We start from the raw sequence: 15,385 nt of genomic DNA, 5'->3' as shown, positions 1-15,385 counted from the left end.
TCAGCGGGCGATCACCTCGATGTCGCGGTCGCGCCCGGCCTCGACCTTGAACTCCCGCGAGAAGACCTGTCCCTCCTGGCGGGCGATCAGCACATAGTCGCCTTCCGCCAGGATGACCTGCGGGAAGGCGCCGATCGCCTCGCGGATGACGTCGCCACCGGGGGTGAGCACGCTGAAGGCGGTGCCGGCGAAGGCCTCGCCGCCCGGCCCGGCGACGAGCTTGAGCGTTACCATCGCGGCGCGGTGATGCAGCGTCGCCTGCGTCACCTTGCCGGATTCGACCCGGACGTCGGAGCGCTGGATGGCGTTGGAATCACCATAGGTCGAGACAATGTGATAGGTGCCCTCGGGCAGCCGGATCAGCTCGCCGGCCTTGGCGTTGTTGACGACGAGGCGGCCTTCCGAATTGCCCTGGAGCGGCACGAAGATCGAGAAGGTGAGCTGGGCCGGCGGGATCGGCGTCTCCCCGATCGAGCCGGCGAGGGACAGGGCGCCGGCGCTGATGCTGATCCTGTCGCTCAGCCCCTGCGGGCCGAGCGTGACGCGCTTGGTGCCGCTGGCGAAGCCATAGGCGGCGTGCAGCAGATAGACGCCGGGCTCGAGCTGGAACACCGGCTCGGCATCGTTGGAGCGTGCGACGATGCGCGGCGGGGTGCCGTCCGCGGTCTCAACCAGGACACGCCAGACCAGGCCGGAGCGGATCGGCTTGCGGTCGGCCGAGAACTGCGCGCTCAGCGCCAGCGCCGCCTGGCCGGCGCGCGTGCCGAGGAAGCTGTTCGCGGCCGGAGCCGGAGCGGTGGCGGGCGGCGCAGGGGCCTGCGCCTGCGCGAGCGCGGGCAGGGCGACGAGAGCCGTGAGCAAGGCGACCGCGCAGCTGCGGGCAGCCCGCCGGCCGCCAAATTTGAACTCTTCGGTTTGAAACATGCGCCGTGCCGTCATCGTCCTTGCGCCGGAGAAGGAGCAGGCTCGCTTGTCCTCATCATGGCAAAACCTTAACTCAGGAGCGGCCGCCAGCGGCGTTCGCCCTGCCATCCTCTCCTGCCTGGATCGTTCATGACCGACACGCTCGCCCTGCTCAAGCTCCGCCGCTCGGTTCCGCCGCAATTTCTGGCCGCACCCGGCCCGGATCAGCGCCAGCTTTCCGAACTCCTGACCATCGCGGCGCGGGTGCCCGACCATGGCAAGCTCGTGCCCTGGCGCTTCATCGTCTTCTCGGGCGAGGCCAAGGCGAAGGCCGCGGCGCTGGTCGGCGAGATCTTCCGCAAGCGCAATCCCGATGCGCCCGAGGACAAGGTCGCTTTCGAGGCCAAGCGCCTCGCCCATGCGCCGGTCGTCATCGCCGTGGTCTCGCGCGCCCGCCAGCACGAGAAGATCCCGCTCTGGGAGCAGGAACTCTCGGCCGGCGCGGTCTGCTTCAACCTGCTCGTCGCCGCCGAGGCGATGGGCTTTGCCGGCTCCTGGCTGACCAACTGGTTCGCCTTCGACCGCGACGTGCTCGACGCCTTCGGTGTCGCGGCGGACGAGCGCATCGCCGGCTTCGTCCATCTTGGCACGGCCGACACGAAGCCCGCCGATCGCGAGCGGCCGGACCTTGCCGCCATCGTCAGCCATTACGGGCAGTGAGCGCGGCGATGATCTATTCGAGCAGCGGCGAGCCGCATGACCTCAAGCACGACCCGTTCAAGGCGATCGTGGCGCCCCGGCCGATCGGCTGGATCAGTGCGGTGAGCGCCAATGGCGAGGTCAATCTCTCGCCCTACAGCTTCTTCAACGCGATCTCCTCACGTCCCAACATCGTGATGTTCTCCTCGGAGAACCGGAAGGATGCGGTCGCCTTCATCGAGGAGACCGGCGAGTTCACCTGCAGCCTCGTCACCCGGGCGCTTGCCGAGCAGATGAACCTGACCTCGGCGCCGCTGCCGCGGGGGGAGAGCGAATTCGCCCATGCCGGGCTCGCAATGGCGCCGTCGCGTTTCGTCAGGCCGCCGCGCGTCGCGGCAAGCCCCGCCGCGCTCGAATGCAAGCTGCTCTCGGTGCAGCAGCTGCGCGATCTCGACGGGCAGGAGGTGCCGCGCTGGATGGTGCTCGGCCAAGTGGTCGGCGTCTTCATCGACGAGGCCTATGTCCGCGATGGCCGCTTCGACACGGCCGGCGCCAATCCGATCGCGCGCTGCGGCTATGCCGACTACGCCGAGGTGACCGAGCTGTTCTCGATCGCGCGGCCGCCCGGAGGCTAGGCGGGCATGACGCCGCCGCCCGATGACGAGCAGGACCCCGACTGGCGCATGACCGTCAACCTGCTCGCCATCGTCGCGGTGCTGGCGCTGCTCGGCCTCGGCTTCTGGCTGCTGCGAGAGCTGCATCAGGCCGGGAAGGCGCAGGACTGCCTGTCCTCGGGTCAGCGCAGCTGCCGCCAGATCAGTACGCCGTGACGGCCTGCCGGGGCAGGGCGAGGCAGGGATCGCAAGGCCGTGCCGCGATCGCCAAAGCCTGAATCTTCGGAATCGTTTGGCGCTCGCGCTTAATCCGCCTTGCCAGCCCGCGCGGCCGGCCGCAGCCGGCGTAGCGTCGCGCCGCCGGGACCTTGCGCGGCTTCGCTGATCAGCCGCCCTAGCTCGCGGGCGCAGGGCGTCTTGCCTCCGGGCGACCAGATCAGCGCGAATTCCAGGTCCGGCAAGGGCGGCAGGCCATAATCGGACCCGAGCACCTTCATGCCGGGTTCCAGCTCGTCATCGGCGATGATGGAGGCGCCGAGCCCGGCCAGCATCGCCGCGCGCAAGCCGTGCAGATTGGCCGAGGTGAAGCCGGTGTGCCATTCGACGCCGGTATCCGCGAGGGACTCGATCGCGACCGCCCGGCAGAGGCAGGGTGGATTCGAGAGCGCGAGTGGCAGCGAGGCGCCCGGCGGGACGGCGAAGTCATCGGAAGCGGCCCAGACGAAGCGCTGCCGCCGCAGCACGGTCCCGCCGCTCTCGCCGGCCCGGCGCATCGCCACCGCAAGGTCGAGCTCGCCATTGTCGATCCTGGCGCTGAAATCCTGGCAGACGCTGACCGAGGCTTCGAGGCGCACGGCCGGGAAGGCGCGGGCGAAGCGGCACAAGAGCTGGGGCAGCTCGTCGCCCAGGAAATTCTCCGGCACGCCGAAGCGGATCGAGCCGGCGAGCGCCGAGATCTGGAAGCGCTGGGCCAAGGCGGCATGAGCCTGCAGGATCTGCCTGGCATGGCGCAGGAAATCCTCGCCATCCTCGGTCAGCGCCAGCTTGCGCGTCGTCCGCACGAGAAGCGGGCGGCCGACCTGCTCCTCCAGCCGGCGGATCTGGTGGCTGACGGCCGACTGCGTCAGGTGCAGGCGCTCGGCGGCGCGGGTGAAGCCGCCGGCCTCCTCGACTGCGACCAGGGCGCGCAAAAGCTCGGGAGCGAAATCCATGATGGAGATTTATTATCATAGTCACTGAAAGGCGAGAAATTAAATCATTTCTGTCATGTCAAGGCTGCCCCTAGACCAGTGCCTCCATCGATCCCGCCGCTGCGGCGGATCGCGAAAGGTGCTTGCGATGACGATCTCCTCCAATGCGCGAGACAGGGCGGCGCTGGCCGGCGTCTGTCTCGCCTCGCTGATGTTCGGCCTCGAGATTTCCAGCATCCCGGTGATCCTGCCGATCCTGGAATCGACGCTGCCGGCCGATTTCCGCGCCCTCCAATGGATCATGAACGCCTACACCATCGCCTGCACGGCGGTGCTGATGGCGACCGGCACGCTCGCCGACCGCTTTGGCCGCAAGCGCGTCTTCATGGCGACCACGGCGGCCTTCGGCCTGACATCGCTGGTCTGCGGGCTGGCGCCGAACGCGCCGATCCTGATCGCCGGCCGGTTCCTGCAGGGCATGGCGGGCGGTGCGATGCTGACCTGCGCGATCGCGATCATCTCGCATCAATTTCCGGACGGGCGCGAGCGCGGCCGCGCGTTCACGCTCTGGGGCGTCGTCAGCGGCGTCGGCCTCGGCTTCGGCCCTGTGGTCGGCAGCATGCTGACGGCGCTGGCGGGCTGGCAATGGGTCTTCCTGATCCACGTGCCGCTGACCGTGCTGGCGCTGGTGCCGGCCGCGATCGGCATCCGCGAATCCAGAGATGCCGAGGCGAAGGAACTCGACCTTGCCGGCATCGCGACGCTGACGTTGGCGGTCTTCGGCTTCGCCTTCGTCATCACGCAGGGAACCGAACTCGGCGCTGCCGTGGCATCCGGCCTTGCCGGCCTCGCTTTGGCCAGCTTCGTCGCCTTCCTGTTCGTGGAGAAGCGCGCGCCGCAGCCGATGTTCGATTTCTCGGTGTTCCGGATCCGCCGTTTCAGCGGCGCGATCATCGGCTGCGCCGCGATGAATTTCAGCTACTGGCCCTTCATCATCTACCTGCCGATCTACTTCCAGAGCGGGCTCGGCCTCAGCGCCGAGGCGACCGGGCTGCTGCTGCTGGCCTATACCGTGCCTTTCATGGTGATGCCGGTGATCTCGGACCGCCTGCTGCAGCACCATGGTCCGCAGCTGGTCGTTCCGCTCGGCATGCTCACCATGGGCGCCGGCTTCATCGCGATGTGGCTCGGTAGCGGGAGTGCCCAGCCGGGCTGGCTGACCGTGCTGCCGGGCGCGCTGCTGGCCGGGATCGGGCTCGGCCTGACCAATACGGCGGTGACCAACACCACAACCGGCGCGGTGCCGAGCAACCGAGCGGGCATGGCCTCCGGTATCGACATCAGCGCCCGCCTGATCGCGCTGGCGATCAACATCCCGGTGATGGGGCTGATCCTGGTCGAGGGCATCCGCCGGTCGCTGCCGGCGGGGCTGTCCGGCGTCCTCGACGCTTCGCAGCTGCAGGCGCTGGCGACCTCGGTCGCCGCCGGCAATCTCGGCGCGCTGCCGCAGAGCTATCCGGTCCTGGCCCTGCACGATGCGTCCGGCGCCGGGGTCCATGCGGCACTGGTCGACGGCTTCGGCTGGGTGATGCTCTATGGCGGCATCAGCGCCGGCGTCCTGGCAGCGGTCAGTCTGCTGATCTTCGGCGGCGTCCGGCTCCGGGCGGAAGGCGGCGCGGTCGTCACCTGCGCCGCCTCCGCCGAGCCGGAGGGCTGACCCGGCTTCGGGTCAGCCCAGCTTGTCCGCGCGCGCCTTGAGCCTGCGCGCCCGCATCAGATGGGGGCGGTCGAGCATCTCACCATCGAGGCCGATGACGCCGAGGCTGGGATCGGCGTCGAACAGGGCAATGATCGCCTCGGCGCGGGCCAGCGCCTCGGGCGAGGGCGAGAAGACCTCGTTGATCACCGCGACCTGGGCCGGATGGATCGCCATCTTGCCGGTGAAGCCGTCGCGCCGGCCGGCGAGGCATTCGGCCCGCAGGCCGGCCTCGTCGCGGAACGCCGTGAAGACCGTGTCGATTGCGTCGACCTGCGCGGCGGCGGCGGCGAACAGGAGCAGCGAGCGCGCCATCCGGTAGGGATCGGCATAGTCGCCATTCTCCAGACGGTTCGTCTCGGCGCCGAGGTCGGCCGAGAGATCCTCGGCGCCCCAGGTCAGGCCGGCGAGCCGGTGGCTCGCGCCGGCATAGCTGCCGAGCGCGAAGATGCCCTTTCCGGTCTCGGTGGCGATCGCGATGATCCGGGTCGCGCCGTCGGCAAAATCGGATTCGGCCTCGCGGACCGCGATCTGGGCGGCGAGATGGGTGAGGTCCGGCCCGCCCTCGGCCTTGGGCAGCATGATCGCGTCCGGCGCGCCGGGCATGACGGCGTCGAGATCGGCTTCGGTCAGGCCGGTCGAGAGGGCGTTGACCCGCACGATCAGGCGCGGGCGGTGCGCCAGCGCGCCGGCCTCCTTCAGGAAGTCGCAGGTCAGCGCGCGCGCCTGCGGCTTGCCGTCAAGCGCGACCGAGTCCTCGAGATCGAGGATCAGCGCATCGGCGCCGCTCTCGAGCCCCTTCTGCAGCTTCTTCGGGCTGTCGCCGGGTACGAACAGGAGGGACCGCATCAGACCTGCTCCCCGTCGACCGGCCGCTTCTTCATGAAGGCCTGGCGGCGGCACTGCGCCACCAGCGTGCCATCCTGCTTGTAGGCGCGGTGATGGAACTCGACGATGCCGGCCTCGGGACGCGAGCGCGACTCGCGCTTGGCGACGATCTCGGTGACGCAATTGATCGTGTCGCCCTCGAAGAGTGGGGCGGGGAAGGTCACGTCGGTCATGCCGAGATTGCCGATCGTGGTGCCGACCGTGGTGTCGTTGACGGAAATGCCGATCATCAGGCCGAGCGTGAACAGCGAGTTCATCAGCGGCTTGCCCCATTCGGTCTCGGTCGCGCAGAAATGCGCATCGATATGAAGGGGTTGCGGGTTCAGGGTCATGTTGGAGAACAACATGTTGTCCATCTGCGTGACCGTCCGGGTCAGCCCATGCTCGATCGAGGTGCCGACCGTGAAGTCCTCGAAATAGAGCCCGCCGCGCCGGTGTCGTTTCGGTTCCGTCATCATCCTGCTCCCAAGGCGTTTTCTGCGTCCGCCAGCCGGCTCACGGCCGGCATTTTAACGGTTCGCTTACCATAATTGGTCCAGTCTTCTCAGGTGCTTCCGCCCGACCGGAGCGGCAGCAGCCCGAGTGGTTCTTCATGTTCCTTTTCAGCACGCCGAGCGCCCGCGAGACAACGCCTGCCAATCCGGTCGTCAGCGCCATCAAGGAGGGCGCCGACCGGACAGGTGTCGGTTTCGACTATCTGCTGAAGACGGCGCAACGTGAATCCTCGCTCGAACCGGATGCCAAGGCGCGCACCTCGAGCGCGACCGGCCTGTTCCAGTTCATCGAGCAGACCTGGCTCTCGATCATGCGCCAGGAAGGCCCGAAGCAGGGCATGGCCAATTATGCCGGCGCGATCAGCGAGGGCGAGAACGGCCGCCTGACCGTCGCCGACCCCGCCATGCGCGAAAAAATCCTGCAGCTGCGCAACGATCCGCAGGTCGCCGCCGTGATGGCCGGCGCCCTGACCCAGAAGAATGGCGAGCAGCTCGGTGCGGCGCTCGGCCGCCAGCCGCATGCCGGCGAGCTCTATATCGCGCATGTGCTCGGCGCGCGCGGCGCCAGCGACCTGATCCGGAGCGTGGGCAGCGATCCCGGCCGCTCCGCCGCCAGCCAGTTTCCGGAGGCGGCCGCTGCCAACAAGGCGATCTTCTTCGACAAGAGCGGCCGGGCGCGCAGCGTCCAGGAGGTCTACGGGGTGCTCGCCGCCAGCCATGCCAATACCCAGGTCGCAGCCTCGACCGGCGCGATGCTGGCACAGGCCCGTCCGAATGGGACGAGCGCGACGGCCTACGCGTCGGAGCCGGCGGTGGTGCCGATTGCCGCCGCGCTGGCGCCGGGGCGCGCCAAGGGGCTGATCGGGCTGTTCTCGACCGAGGGGCCGCGCACGCCGGTCTCGAAGGCGGTCGCCAATCTCTGGACGACGCCGCGCAGCGGCGAGGCCTCGCGCGCCGTCGATGCCGATCCTGCCGCCCGCTATTTCCCCCGCCGCGGCGCTGCGGCGGAGGCCGAAAGCGCCGCCAAGCCGGTCGCTGCCGGCGCGACCCAGGCTTCTGCCCAGCCACCTGTCGCGATGCGCGCGCCATTGCCGCCGGCACGGCCACGCGAACTCGCCGCCGACAGCCAGCCGGCGGTCGCGACGGTCGCTGACAAGCCGGCTCGCGCCTCGTCACCCCGCCGCGGCCCGCTCGATCTGAGTGCTTTCATGACGCATGGCAGGCGCGGATGATCGTTCGTCGCTTCCTTCTCTGGGCTCGTACGGCTCCGGCCGAGGCGCGCGCCGCCGGCGCTGCGGCCCTGGCCGGCGCCTATCTCCGCTCGGCGATGTCGCCCGAGGACCGGCGCGAGGCCGAGACGGCGCTGATCTCGCTGGTCGACGATCCCTCGCCATTGGTGCGACGGGCGCTCGCTGAGGAACTTGCCGGCGCGAGCGGTGCACCGCGCACCCTGGTCCTGGCGCTGATCGCCGAGCAGAGCGACATCGCCGCCCTGCTGCTGGCGCAGTCGCCCGTGCTCGGCGAGGCCGATCTCGTCGATGCGGCAGCGGTCGGCGACGGGCTGGCGCAGCGCGCCATCGCGCAGAGGCCACATCTGCAGGTCAGCGTCGCGGCGGCGCTGGCCGAAGTCGGTGTCGAGGAGGCGCTGCTCGCGTTGCTCGCCAATCCGACGGCCGAGATTCCTGAATTCTCGCTGGAGCGCATCTTCGAGCGCGAGGGCGAATCCGGGGCGGTGCGCGAGGCGCTGCTGGCGCGGCTCGACCTGCCGGCCGGCCTGCGCCAGTCGATCGCCGCCAAGGTTTCGGACGCGCTTGCCGCCTTCGTCAGCGGCTGCGGCTGGCTCACCGAGGAGCGCAGCGCGAGGCTCGCCCGCGAAGCGACCGAGCGCGTGGCGGTGGCGCTCGCCGCCGGCGGCGAGGACAGCGACGCGCCTGCGATCGTCGAATGCCTGCGCGAGAACGGAAGGCTGACGCCGGGCGTCATCCTGCGCTCGCTGCTGAGCGGCGAGCCTGCTCTGGCGGAAGCCGCGTTCGCGACGCTCTCCGAGCTGCCTCTCGGGCGCGTTCGGGCGCTGCTCTGGGACAGGGGTGGCTCGGGGCTGAAGGCGCTCTATCGCAAGGCTGCGATGCCGGCCGTGCTGCTGCCGGCCTTCGCCGCGGTCGTGGCGGCGCTGAAGCGCGGCGACTACGCCGCCGCCTCCGGTGCGAGCGGCATCAACCGGGCGCTGCTCGCCGAGGTGCTGATCGCCTGCGATGGCCTCGAAGGCACCGAATCGCATGCATTGATGGCGCTGCTGCGCCGGCTCGATGCGGAAGCGGCGCGCGAGGAGGCGAGGGGGCTGGCCGATTCGCTCGCCGACGACGCCGCCCTGGCGCTGCTGGTCGAGGCCGACCCGCAGTTCCTGGTCGAGCTCGACCTCGGCGATCTGCGCGAGGTCGCGTAGCTGCGAGCGCGTCACGCTCGGGCCTGACCCGAGCATCTCAGGCCGGAAGTGGCTCCGGCCTGCGCCTTGCCTTCCCGAGACACCCGGGTCTGCGCTGCGCTTCGCGCGGGAATGACGGCAGCCTCAATACCCGAACTGTTCCCGCAGGATGCGCTCGTCCAGGCTGTGGCCGGGATCGTGCAGCATGACGAGGTCGAGCGAGCGGTCGATCGCGATCGCGACCGAGGCGACGTTCTCGATCTGGATATGATCGGCGACGGCGCTGACCGGCCGCTTCTCCGCCTCCAGCACCTCGATCGTCACCTGCGCCTGATCGGGCAGCAGCGCACCGCGCCAGCGCCGGGGTCGGAAGGGCGAGAGCGGCGTCAGGGCAAGGAGCGGCGCGTCGAGCGGCAGGATCGGGCCGTTGGCGGAGAGGTTGTAGGCGGTCGAGCCGGCCGGCGTCGCCAGCAGCACGCCGTCGGCGACGAGTTCCTCCAGCCGGACCTGGCCGTCGACCGAAAGGCGCAGCTTCGCCGCCTGATAGGAGCGGCGCAGGAGCGAGACTTCGTTGATGGCGCGGGCCTCGACCTTGTGCCCGTCGCGGTCGATCGCGGTCATCACCAGCGGATGCACGACGCTGCGCTGCGCCGCCTCCAGCCGCTTGCGCAGGCCGCGCTCCTTGAACTCGTTCATCAGGAAGCCGACCGAACCGCGATTCATGCCGTAGATCGGCTTGGCGGTGCCCATGAAGCGATGCAGCGTCTGCAGCATCAGCCCGTCGCCGCCGAGGGCGACGACGATGTCCGCCGCCGCCGGCTCGGCGTCGCCATAGCGCTCGACCAGCTTGGCGAGTGCGGCCTGGGCCTCCGGCGTCTCGCTGGCGACGAAAGCGATGGTTCCGCTACGCTCGGTCATCGCTGGATCATTGCAGTAGGGCGCAAGGCCTGCGCGAAAATCCGTGCCATTCCTCGCGCCATCCTCCCGGTCGCTGGTCGAGCCCGTGCCATAGCACGGGCCGGTCCGGGATCGCGAGCCATGGTGCCAAAAGAAACGGCCGGGGCGCTGGCCCCGGCCGGGAAGCTTTGGCCGGACCTGGCCGGCTCTCGGCGATCTCAGATCGCGCTGCTCCACTGCACCGGAACCAGCTCGAAACCGTTGCCGTCCCGGGCGATATGGCCGGTGGCGGGGAAGGGCGCGTGGTAGAAGGCGACCTGCATCTTATCGGCCGAGACCATGTCGAGCAGCTTGCGGCGCGTGGCGGCAGCCTGCGGGCCGTCCATGTCGAAAACCGCCGACCAGTCGGGGTTGCGCACGAACAGCGCCGGGTGGTTCGTGGTGTCCGACATGATCATCAGCTTGCCGGAGCCGGAGGCGACGGCGAAGACGGTGTGGCCGGGCGTATGTCCGGGGGCGGCGACCGCCGTGATGCCGGGCAGGATCTCCTTGCCGGCCTCGAACTGCTTCACATCCTTGGCGACGGGGCCGAAGACGCGGCGCACACCGGCGAAGGCGCCCTTCATCGCGTCCGGGGCCGCATTCATCTTGGCGTCGTCCATCCAGAACGCCCATTCGGCCGCCGGGACCATGACCTCGGCATTGGGGAACATCGCGGTTCCGTCCTTGAGCCGGAAGCCGTTGATGTGGTCGCCGTGGAAATGGCTGAACACCACCGAGGAGACGTTCTTCGGGTCGAAGCCGGCGGCGCGGAAGTTCTTCAGCCAGGCGCCGGAGGTCGGCGCGCCGGAATCGCCATTGCCGGTGTCGATCAGGGTGAGCTTGTCGCCGGCCTGGATGGCGAGGGTGGTGAAGGTGATCGAGAGCGCGTCGCTCGGCAGATAGGCCTGTTCCATGGCCTTCTTGACGTCGGCGAGCTCGGCATTGCGCACGAAGCCTTCGAGCGGGCGCCTGGCGAAGCCGTCATTGATGGCGGTGACGGTGATGTCGCCGACCTTGTAGCGATAGAAGCCGGGGTTCTGGTTCACGGGGGCTCCTTGGGCCTGGGCCGGGGCGATGCCGAGGGGCAGATCGAGCGAGGCCGCTGCTGCGAGCGCGCCGGCACCCGCCATCAGGGTGCGGCGCGAAAGGTCCAAACGGGTCATGATCGGGCTCCAACCGGTGGGCGAGGATGCGCTGCCCCGGTGACGCTGCCCGCCAGCCGGTATCACATCCTGGGCTGGGCTCAGCCTGTGCAGCAAACTAGCGGGCCGGGCGATGGCTTCAACCGTCGCCGGGTGGCGCAGGGTCAACTTTCCGTGATTTTGCCGCCACGGGCCGCAAACGCCTTGAGCAGGGCGGCGCAGAGCGCGAGCGAGGCGAGCGCACCGTGGCCGCTCGAGCCGGCGACGAGCGCCTCGAAGGACTGCTCCTCGGCGACGATGGAATGCAGGCTCCAGTTCCAGTCGGGCGCCTTTTGCCGGAGTACGCTGACGGCGACGTCGATCTCGGCGCTGATCTTGCCGATCGCCTTCCAGAGCGCGCCCTGCTGATAGATGCCGCCGGGTGGCGTGCGTGGGCCGGCCAGAAGCGTGGGCTTGCGGCGGACGGTGAAGCCCAGCGCCTCGTAGATCTCGGTGTCGAGATTGCGGTCGGGGCGACCGGTGGTTTCGCATTGCTGTGCGAGAGCCAGGAGCTTCTCGCGCCGCTCGGCAGAGGTCATCGTTTCGAGCGCTCCGTTCTTGCCGCGCCAGGGCTGTGTCGGCCGAGCAAGTTCCGGGCCGATTCAGCTGGACCCTATGGCCCTGCGGCTGGCGCGCCAAGCCGCGGCTTCGTCGATTGCGCGATTCCGTGAACGCGCCGCGCCTGCAAGGCGAAGGTTGTCAGCCCTTGTCCGCTGCAGCCTTCTCGAGCACGGCGACGACGTCCTCCAGGCTTTCCTTGACGCCGAGCATGAAGTCCTTGCCGAAGCCGATAATGGTGTCGGCTGGCACGCCCTTGTGGACATAGACGACGCTGACCCGGGCCGGATTGACGTAGACGGGCTTGCCGTCGATCGGCGAGGTGAACTTGCAAAGCTTCGGCATGGATCGGTCTCCGGGCGATTCGAGCGGCAGAGCTATACGACGGCGCGCCTTGGCAGCGAACTTTGGCAGCCCCGCGATGAAGTCCTGTGCCGCATGCAGGGGTGCCCCGACGACCGAACGAGGCATGCGCCGAGGTACCCATTCCTGTTCCGGATGCCGCCCCGCTACCCCGTTAGAGCCGTCGGGGATGCTGTCGGCGCCGTGGTGATCGTATTGGCCAATCCGGGCAGAGAAATCATGTCGTGCCCTGCGTTATCGCCGAGGCAATTCGGTGCTGCGGATGCTTCCAGGGTGCCGTTTTAGGAAGATGTAAATTTTTCCTGTTACCTCCAACGAGGGGGTTCCGTTATTCGATCGTCCTACTATCGTGAATAGTCATCGGGTTCCCGGAGGTCGTCTCGCTCTAATCCTGTGCAGCTGAACGGTCGACGTCGCTGCCTTACCCTACGCATGAGGGCTATTCGCAACACTGCGCAAGCAATTGCGCGGCGTGCTGTTTTTACGGTTGCGTCAAGGTCGGGCGCTGTCGGAGAAGTAAGTATCAGGAGGAGCGCCCATGCCTTCAACTCGATCGAATCGCATGCTTCGTCGCAAGGAGCTGCGGCTCGTGCTGTTGGCGGGAACGGCGTTGAGCCTGGCGCCGATACAGGGCGCCCAGGCGCAGAACGCGACATGGCTGGCCGCTCCCGGTACTCCGGAACTGTCGACCGGGACGAATTGGAGCCCGGCTACGGTTCCGACCGGCACCGGAATTTTTGACACATCGAACGCGACGGCGCTCACCAACGCTGGCAACACCACGCTCGGCGGCTTCACCTTCAACGCCGGGGCCGATGCCTATACGATCACCAACAACAACAGGCTGATCTTCACCGGCGCGGGCATCGTCAACAATTCGGCCCAGACGCAGAACTTCGTCAACCCCACCGTCGGCGTCAGCGTCATGGAGTTCCAGGTGGCGGCCAGTGCCGGCACCGCGGTCATCACGAGTGGTGGGAATTTGAACTTCCGCGGCACCGCAACGGGCGGAAATTCGAACATCACCAATACGGGGACGATGCACTTCGTCGACTCGACCACGGCCGGCAGTGCCACCATCAACAACCAGCAGTTCGCGGATTTCTATTTCTCGAGCAATGCCGGGAATGCGAACATCACGAATTCGGGCGTCATGATCTTCCATGACACCAGCAGCGCGGCGAACGCGACCTTCACCATCACCGGCGCGGGCCACCTGCAATTCGATCAAGCGAGCACGGCCGGTAACGCCACGATCACCAACGGGTTTTTTCTCACCTTCTTCACCAACAGCACTGCCGGTAACGCGCAGATAACCAACAACGCTGGCCAGACCGTTGCGTTTCGCGACAACAGCACCGCCGGAAACGCAGTCATCGTCAACAATGGCGGCCTGAATTTCGTCCAGTTCGCCACGGGCGGCAATGCGACCCTGGTGACCAATGCCGGCGGGATCACCGATTTCTCGCCCAGCACCGGACCGAACAATGACGGCAAGCTGAGCGCGGGCTCGATCGCGGGTGCGGGTTCCTATGTGCTCGGAACCAACGAGCTGACGGTCGGTGGCAACAACAGCTCGACCACGGTCAGCGGCGTGATCAGCGGCAACGGCTCGCTGGTCAAGACCGGCACCGGCACGCTGACGCTTTCGGGCACCAACACCTATGCGGGTGGGACCACGATCACCGGCGGGGCCGTCAGCATCGCGGCCGATGCCAATCTCGGCAACGCGGCCGGAGCGCTGACGCTGAACGGCGGCGTGCTGCAGGTCACCGGCACGACGCTGACGCAGCTTGCGCGCAACGTCGTCCTCGGCACCGCTGGCGGCGGCTTCGACATCGCCGATGCCGGCAACAGCTTCACGGTGACGCAGCCGCTCTCCGGACCGGGCGCGCTGTCCAAGGCTGGGGCGGGCACTTTGGTCCTAAGCGGCGCCAATACCTATGCCGGCGCGACGACGGTCGCGAGTGGAACGCTGCGGGCGGGCGCGGCCGGCTCCTTCTCGGCGGCCTCGGCTGTCACGGTCGCCTCGGGTGCCACGCTCGACCTCGCGGGCTTCAACCAGAGCGTCGGCTCGCTCGCCGGCGCCGGGGCGGTGACGCTCGGCGCGGGCACGCTGACCACCGGTTCCGATGGCAGCTCGACCGCCTTCTCCGGCGCGATCAGCGGGACCGGAGGCCTGACCAAGGCCGGGGCCGGCATCTTCACGCTGAGTGGTGCCAACGCCTATGGCGGTGCGACGACCGTTACCGGCGGGACGTTACGGGCCGGGGCTGCCGGCGCGTTCTCGGCCGCGTCGGCCTTCACGGTCGCCGCTGGGGCGGTTCTCGATCTGGCAGGGTTCACCCAGAGCATCGGCTCGCTCGCCGGGGCCGGCTCGGTCACGCTCGGCGCGGGCACGCTGACCACCGGTTCCGATGGCAGCTCGACCGCTTTCTCGGGCGCGATCACCGGCACGGGCGGCCTGACCAAGGCGGGGGCGGGCACCTTCACGCTGAGCGGCGCCAACAGCTACACGGGGGCGACGACCGTTGCGGGCGGGACGCTGCGGGCCGGGGCGGCCGGCACCTTCGCTGCGGGTTCTGCGTTCACGGTCGGGGCCGGCGCGGTGCTCGATCTGGCGGGCTTCAACCAGACGGTCGCGTCCTTGTCCGGCGCCGGGACGGTTGCGCTCGGCGCGGGCACTCTGAGCACCGGCGGCGATGGCAGTTCCACCACCTTCTCCGGGGCGATCAACGGCACAGGCGGCCTGACGAAGGCCGGTTCCGGGACCTTTACGCTCAGCGGAACCAGCGGTTATTCCGGCGCGACGACGATTGCGGGCGGCACGCTGGTGGTGAACGGCTCGATCGCCAATTCGGCGGTGACGGTGGGCGGCGGCATTCTCGCCGGTACCGGCACGGTTGGCGGCATCGCGGTCGCCGGGGGCGGCACGGTGGCGCCGGGCAATTCGATCGGGACGCTGAACGTCGCCGGCAATGTCGCTTTCGCGTCTGGCTCGACCTATCAGCTCGAGATCAACGCCGCCGGCCAGGGCGACCGGATCAATGCCAAGGGGATGGCGACGCTGTCGGGCGGCACGGTCCAGGTGCTCGCCGCGGCCGGGAATTATGCGGCGGCCACGAGCTACACCATCCTCACCGCCGCGGGCGGAGTCAGCGGTCAGTTCGCCGGCGTGTCGTCGAACTTCGCCTTCCTGACGCCGACGCTGGTCCACGGCGCGCAGGATGTGGTGCTGACCATGACCCGCAACGATACCGGCTTCGGTCCGGACGGCGGCAATCGCCCCTTCGTCGCGGTCACCCGCAACCAGGGCTTCATCGCCAATGCGGCGGAGCGGCTGGGCGTCGGCAACCCGATCTACGACACGCTGGTCTC

15 protein-coding genes are annotated in these 15,385 nt (G+C 68.7%); 7 read left to right on the top strand and 8 right to left on the bottom strand.

The genetic code is table 11. The annotated features are described in order from the left end of the window. The gene (locus AC1REK_RS04820; RefSeq protein WP_492270486.1) at nucleotides 1-924 is read right to left on the bottom strand and encodes an RgsD C-terminal domain-containing protein; all 924 of its coding nucleotides are present in this window, start codon (nucleotides 922-924) and stop codon (nucleotides 1-3) included. 129 nt (nucleotides 925-1,053) lie between these two features. Here AC1REK_RS04820 and AC1REK_RS04815 point away from each other — a divergent pair, with 129 nt between their 5' ends. From AC1REK_RS04815 to AC1REK_RS04805, 3 genes are read left to right on the top strand one after another with little or no spacing between them, the layout of a single operon-like run. Further along, on the top strand, nucleotides 1,054-1,623 hold the full coding sequence (locus AC1REK_RS04815; protein ID WP_316019709.1) for a nitroreductase family protein: 570 nt from the start codon (nucleotides 1,054-1,056) through the stop codon (nucleotides 1,621-1,623). Nucleotides 1,624-1,631: 8 nt separating this feature from the next. Beyond that, complete coding sequence (locus AC1REK_RS04810) at nucleotides 1,632-2,237, top strand: flavin reductase family protein (RefSeq protein WP_492270487.1); 606 nt, start codon at nucleotides 1,632-1,634, stop codon at nucleotides 2,235-2,237. Nucleotides 2,238-2,243: 6 nt separating this feature from the next. Beyond that, complete coding sequence (locus AC1REK_RS04805; RefSeq protein ID WP_492270488.1) at nucleotides 2,244-2,432, top strand: hypothetical protein; 189 nt, start codon at nucleotides 2,244-2,246, stop codon at nucleotides 2,430-2,432. Between the two features lie 89 nt (nucleotides 2,433-2,521). Here the strand turns inward: AC1REK_RS04805 and AC1REK_RS04800 are convergent, their stop codons facing one another. Further along, a complete protein-coding gene (locus AC1REK_RS04800; protein WP_492270489.1) occupies nucleotides 2,522-3,427 on the bottom strand; it encodes a LysR family transcriptional regulator in 906 nt (301 codons plus the stop codon). Nucleotides 3,428-3,554: 127 nt separating this feature from the next. On the opposite strand from AC1REK_RS04800, the gene AC1REK_RS04795 reads away from it, so the two are divergent. Next, nucleotides 3,555-5,123, top strand: a complete 1,569-nt coding sequence (locus AC1REK_RS04795; RefSeq protein ID WP_492270490.1) for an MFS transporter — start codon at nucleotides 3,555-3,557, stop codon at nucleotides 5,121-5,123. Nucleotides 5,124-5,135: 12 nt separating this feature from the next. Here the strand turns inward: AC1REK_RS04795 and AC1REK_RS04790 are convergent, their stop codons facing one another. Both AC1REK_RS04790 and AC1REK_RS04785 read right to left on the bottom strand, forming a co-directional pair. Continuing rightward, nucleotides 5,136-6,011: an HpcH/HpaI aldolase/citrate lyase family protein gene (locus tag AC1REK_RS04790; protein WP_492270491.1), complete on the bottom strand. Its 876-nt coding sequence runs from the start codon at nucleotides 6,009-6,011 to the stop codon at nucleotides 5,136-5,138. Beyond that, complete coding sequence (locus AC1REK_RS04785) at nucleotides 6,011-6,505, bottom strand: MaoC family dehydratase (protein WP_492270492.1); 495 nt, start codon at nucleotides 6,503-6,505, stop codon at nucleotides 6,011-6,013. The genes AC1REK_RS04790 and AC1REK_RS04785 overlap by 1 nt, the downstream gene beginning before the upstream one ends. A 137-nt stretch (nucleotides 6,506-6,642) precedes the next feature. Here AC1REK_RS04785 and AC1REK_RS04780 point away from each other — a divergent pair, with 137 nt between their 5' ends. Together AC1REK_RS04780 and AC1REK_RS04775 are read left to right on the top strand one after the other, a co-directional pair. Further along, complete coding sequence (locus AC1REK_RS04780) at nucleotides 6,643-7,776, top strand: transglycosylase SLT domain-containing protein (RefSeq protein ID WP_492270493.1); 1,134 nt, start codon at nucleotides 6,643-6,645, stop codon at nucleotides 7,774-7,776. Further along, nucleotides 7,773-8,987 (top strand): DUF2336 domain-containing protein, encoded by a 1,215-nt coding sequence (locus AC1REK_RS04775; protein ID WP_492270494.1) that lies wholly within the window; start codon nucleotides 7,773-7,775, stop codon nucleotides 8,985-8,987. The genes AC1REK_RS04780 and AC1REK_RS04775 overlap by 4 nt, the downstream gene beginning before the upstream one ends. A gap of 123 nt (nucleotides 8,988-9,110) precedes the next feature. Here the strand turns inward: AC1REK_RS04775 and AC1REK_RS04770 are convergent, their stop codons facing one another. The 4 genes from AC1REK_RS04770 to AC1REK_RS04755 all read right to left on the bottom strand — a co-directional run bounded on the left by AC1REK_RS04770 (nucleotide 9,111) and on the right by AC1REK_RS04755 (nucleotide 11,989). Next, the gene (locus AC1REK_RS04770; protein ID WP_492270495.1) at nucleotides 9,111-9,884 is read right to left on the bottom strand and encodes an NAD kinase; all 774 of its coding nucleotides are present in this window, start codon (nucleotides 9,882-9,884) and stop codon (nucleotides 9,111-9,113) included. A gap of 197 nt (nucleotides 9,885-10,081) precedes the next feature. Beyond that, nucleotides 10,082-11,068: an MBL fold metallo-hydrolase gene (locus AC1REK_RS04765; RefSeq protein ID WP_316019699.1), complete on the bottom strand. Its 987-nt coding sequence runs from the start codon at nucleotides 11,066-11,068 to the stop codon at nucleotides 10,082-10,084. Between the two features lie 143 nt (nucleotides 11,069-11,211). After that, nucleotides 11,212-11,625 (bottom strand): hypothetical protein, encoded by a 414-nt coding sequence (locus AC1REK_RS04760; protein ID WP_316019698.1) that lies wholly within the window; start codon nucleotides 11,623-11,625, stop codon nucleotides 11,212-11,214. Nucleotides 11,626-11,785: 160 nt separating this feature from the next. Further along, nucleotides 11,786-11,989 (bottom strand): hypothetical protein, encoded by a 204-nt coding sequence (locus tag AC1REK_RS04755; RefSeq protein ID WP_316019697.1) that lies wholly within the window; start codon nucleotides 11,987-11,989, stop codon nucleotides 11,786-11,788. A gap of 580 nt (nucleotides 11,990-12,569) precedes the next feature. On the opposite strand from AC1REK_RS04755, the gene AC1REK_RS04750 reads away from it, so the two are divergent. Beyond that, nucleotides 12,570-15,385: beta strand repeat-containing protein (locus tag AC1REK_RS04750; RefSeq protein ID WP_492270496.1), on the top strand; the 2,816-nt coding region annotated here is incomplete at its 3' end.

This window comes from Allobosea sp. GW823-FHT02B03, from assembly GCF_058797755.1.
The sequence above is the reverse complement of the archived record's forward strand: the minus strand, read 5'-3'. Positions and strand labels throughout refer to the sequence as shown.

Excerpts from the sequence above, each read along its gene's own strand:
- AC1REK_RS04820 (WP_492270486.1), bottom strand. The coding sequence starts at position 924 with ATGTTTCAAACCGAAGAGTTCAAATTTGGCGGCCGGCGGGCTGCCCGC.
- AC1REK_RS04760 (WP_316019698.1), bottom strand. The coding sequence starts at position 11,625 with ATGACCTCTGCCGAGCGGCGCGAGAAGCTCCTGGCTCTCGCACAGCAA.
- AC1REK_RS04815 (WP_316019709.1), top strand. The coding sequence starts at position 1,054 with ATGACCGACACGCTCGCCCTGCTCAAGCTCCGCCGCTCGGTTCCGCCG.
- AC1REK_RS04765 (WP_316019699.1), bottom strand. The coding sequence starts at position 11,068 with ATGACCCGTTTGGACCTTTCGCGCCGCACCCTGATGGCGGGTGCCGGC.
- AC1REK_RS04755 (WP_316019697.1), bottom strand. The coding sequence starts at position 11,989 with ATGCCGAAGCTTTGCAAGTTCACCTCGCCGATCGACGGCAAGCCCGTC.
- AC1REK_RS04770 (WP_492270495.1), bottom strand. The coding sequence starts at position 9,884 with ATGACCGAGCGTAGCGGAACCATCGCTTTCGTCGCCAGCGAGACGCCG.
- AC1REK_RS04800 (WP_492270489.1), bottom strand. The coding sequence starts at position 3,427 with ATGGATTTCGCTCCCGAGCTTTTGCGCGCCCTGGTCGCAGTCGAGGAG.
- AC1REK_RS04780 (WP_492270493.1), top strand. The coding sequence starts at position 6,643 with ATGTTCCTTTTCAGCACGCCGAGCGCCCGCGAGACAACGCCTGCCAAT.
- AC1REK_RS04805 (WP_492270488.1), top strand. The coding sequence starts at position 2,244 with ATGACGCCGCCGCCCGATGACGAGCAGGACCCCGACTGGCGCATGACC.
- AC1REK_RS04790 (WP_492270491.1), bottom strand. The coding sequence starts at position 6,011 with ATGCGGTCCCTCCTGTTCGTACCCGGCGACAGCCCGAAGAAGCTGCAG.
- AC1REK_RS04795 (WP_492270490.1), top strand. The coding sequence starts at position 3,555 with ATGACGATCTCCTCCAATGCGCGAGACAGGGCGGCGCTGGCCGGCGTC.
- AC1REK_RS04775 (WP_492270494.1), top strand. The coding sequence starts at position 7,773 with ATGATCGTTCGTCGCTTCCTTCTCTGGGCTCGTACGGCTCCGGCCGAG.
- AC1REK_RS04785 (WP_492270492.1), bottom strand. The coding sequence starts at position 6,505 with ATGACGGAACCGAAACGACACCGGCGCGGCGGGCTCTATTTCGAGGAC.
- AC1REK_RS04810 (WP_492270487.1), top strand. The coding sequence starts at position 1,632 with ATGATCTATTCGAGCAGCGGCGAGCCGCATGACCTCAAGCACGACCCG.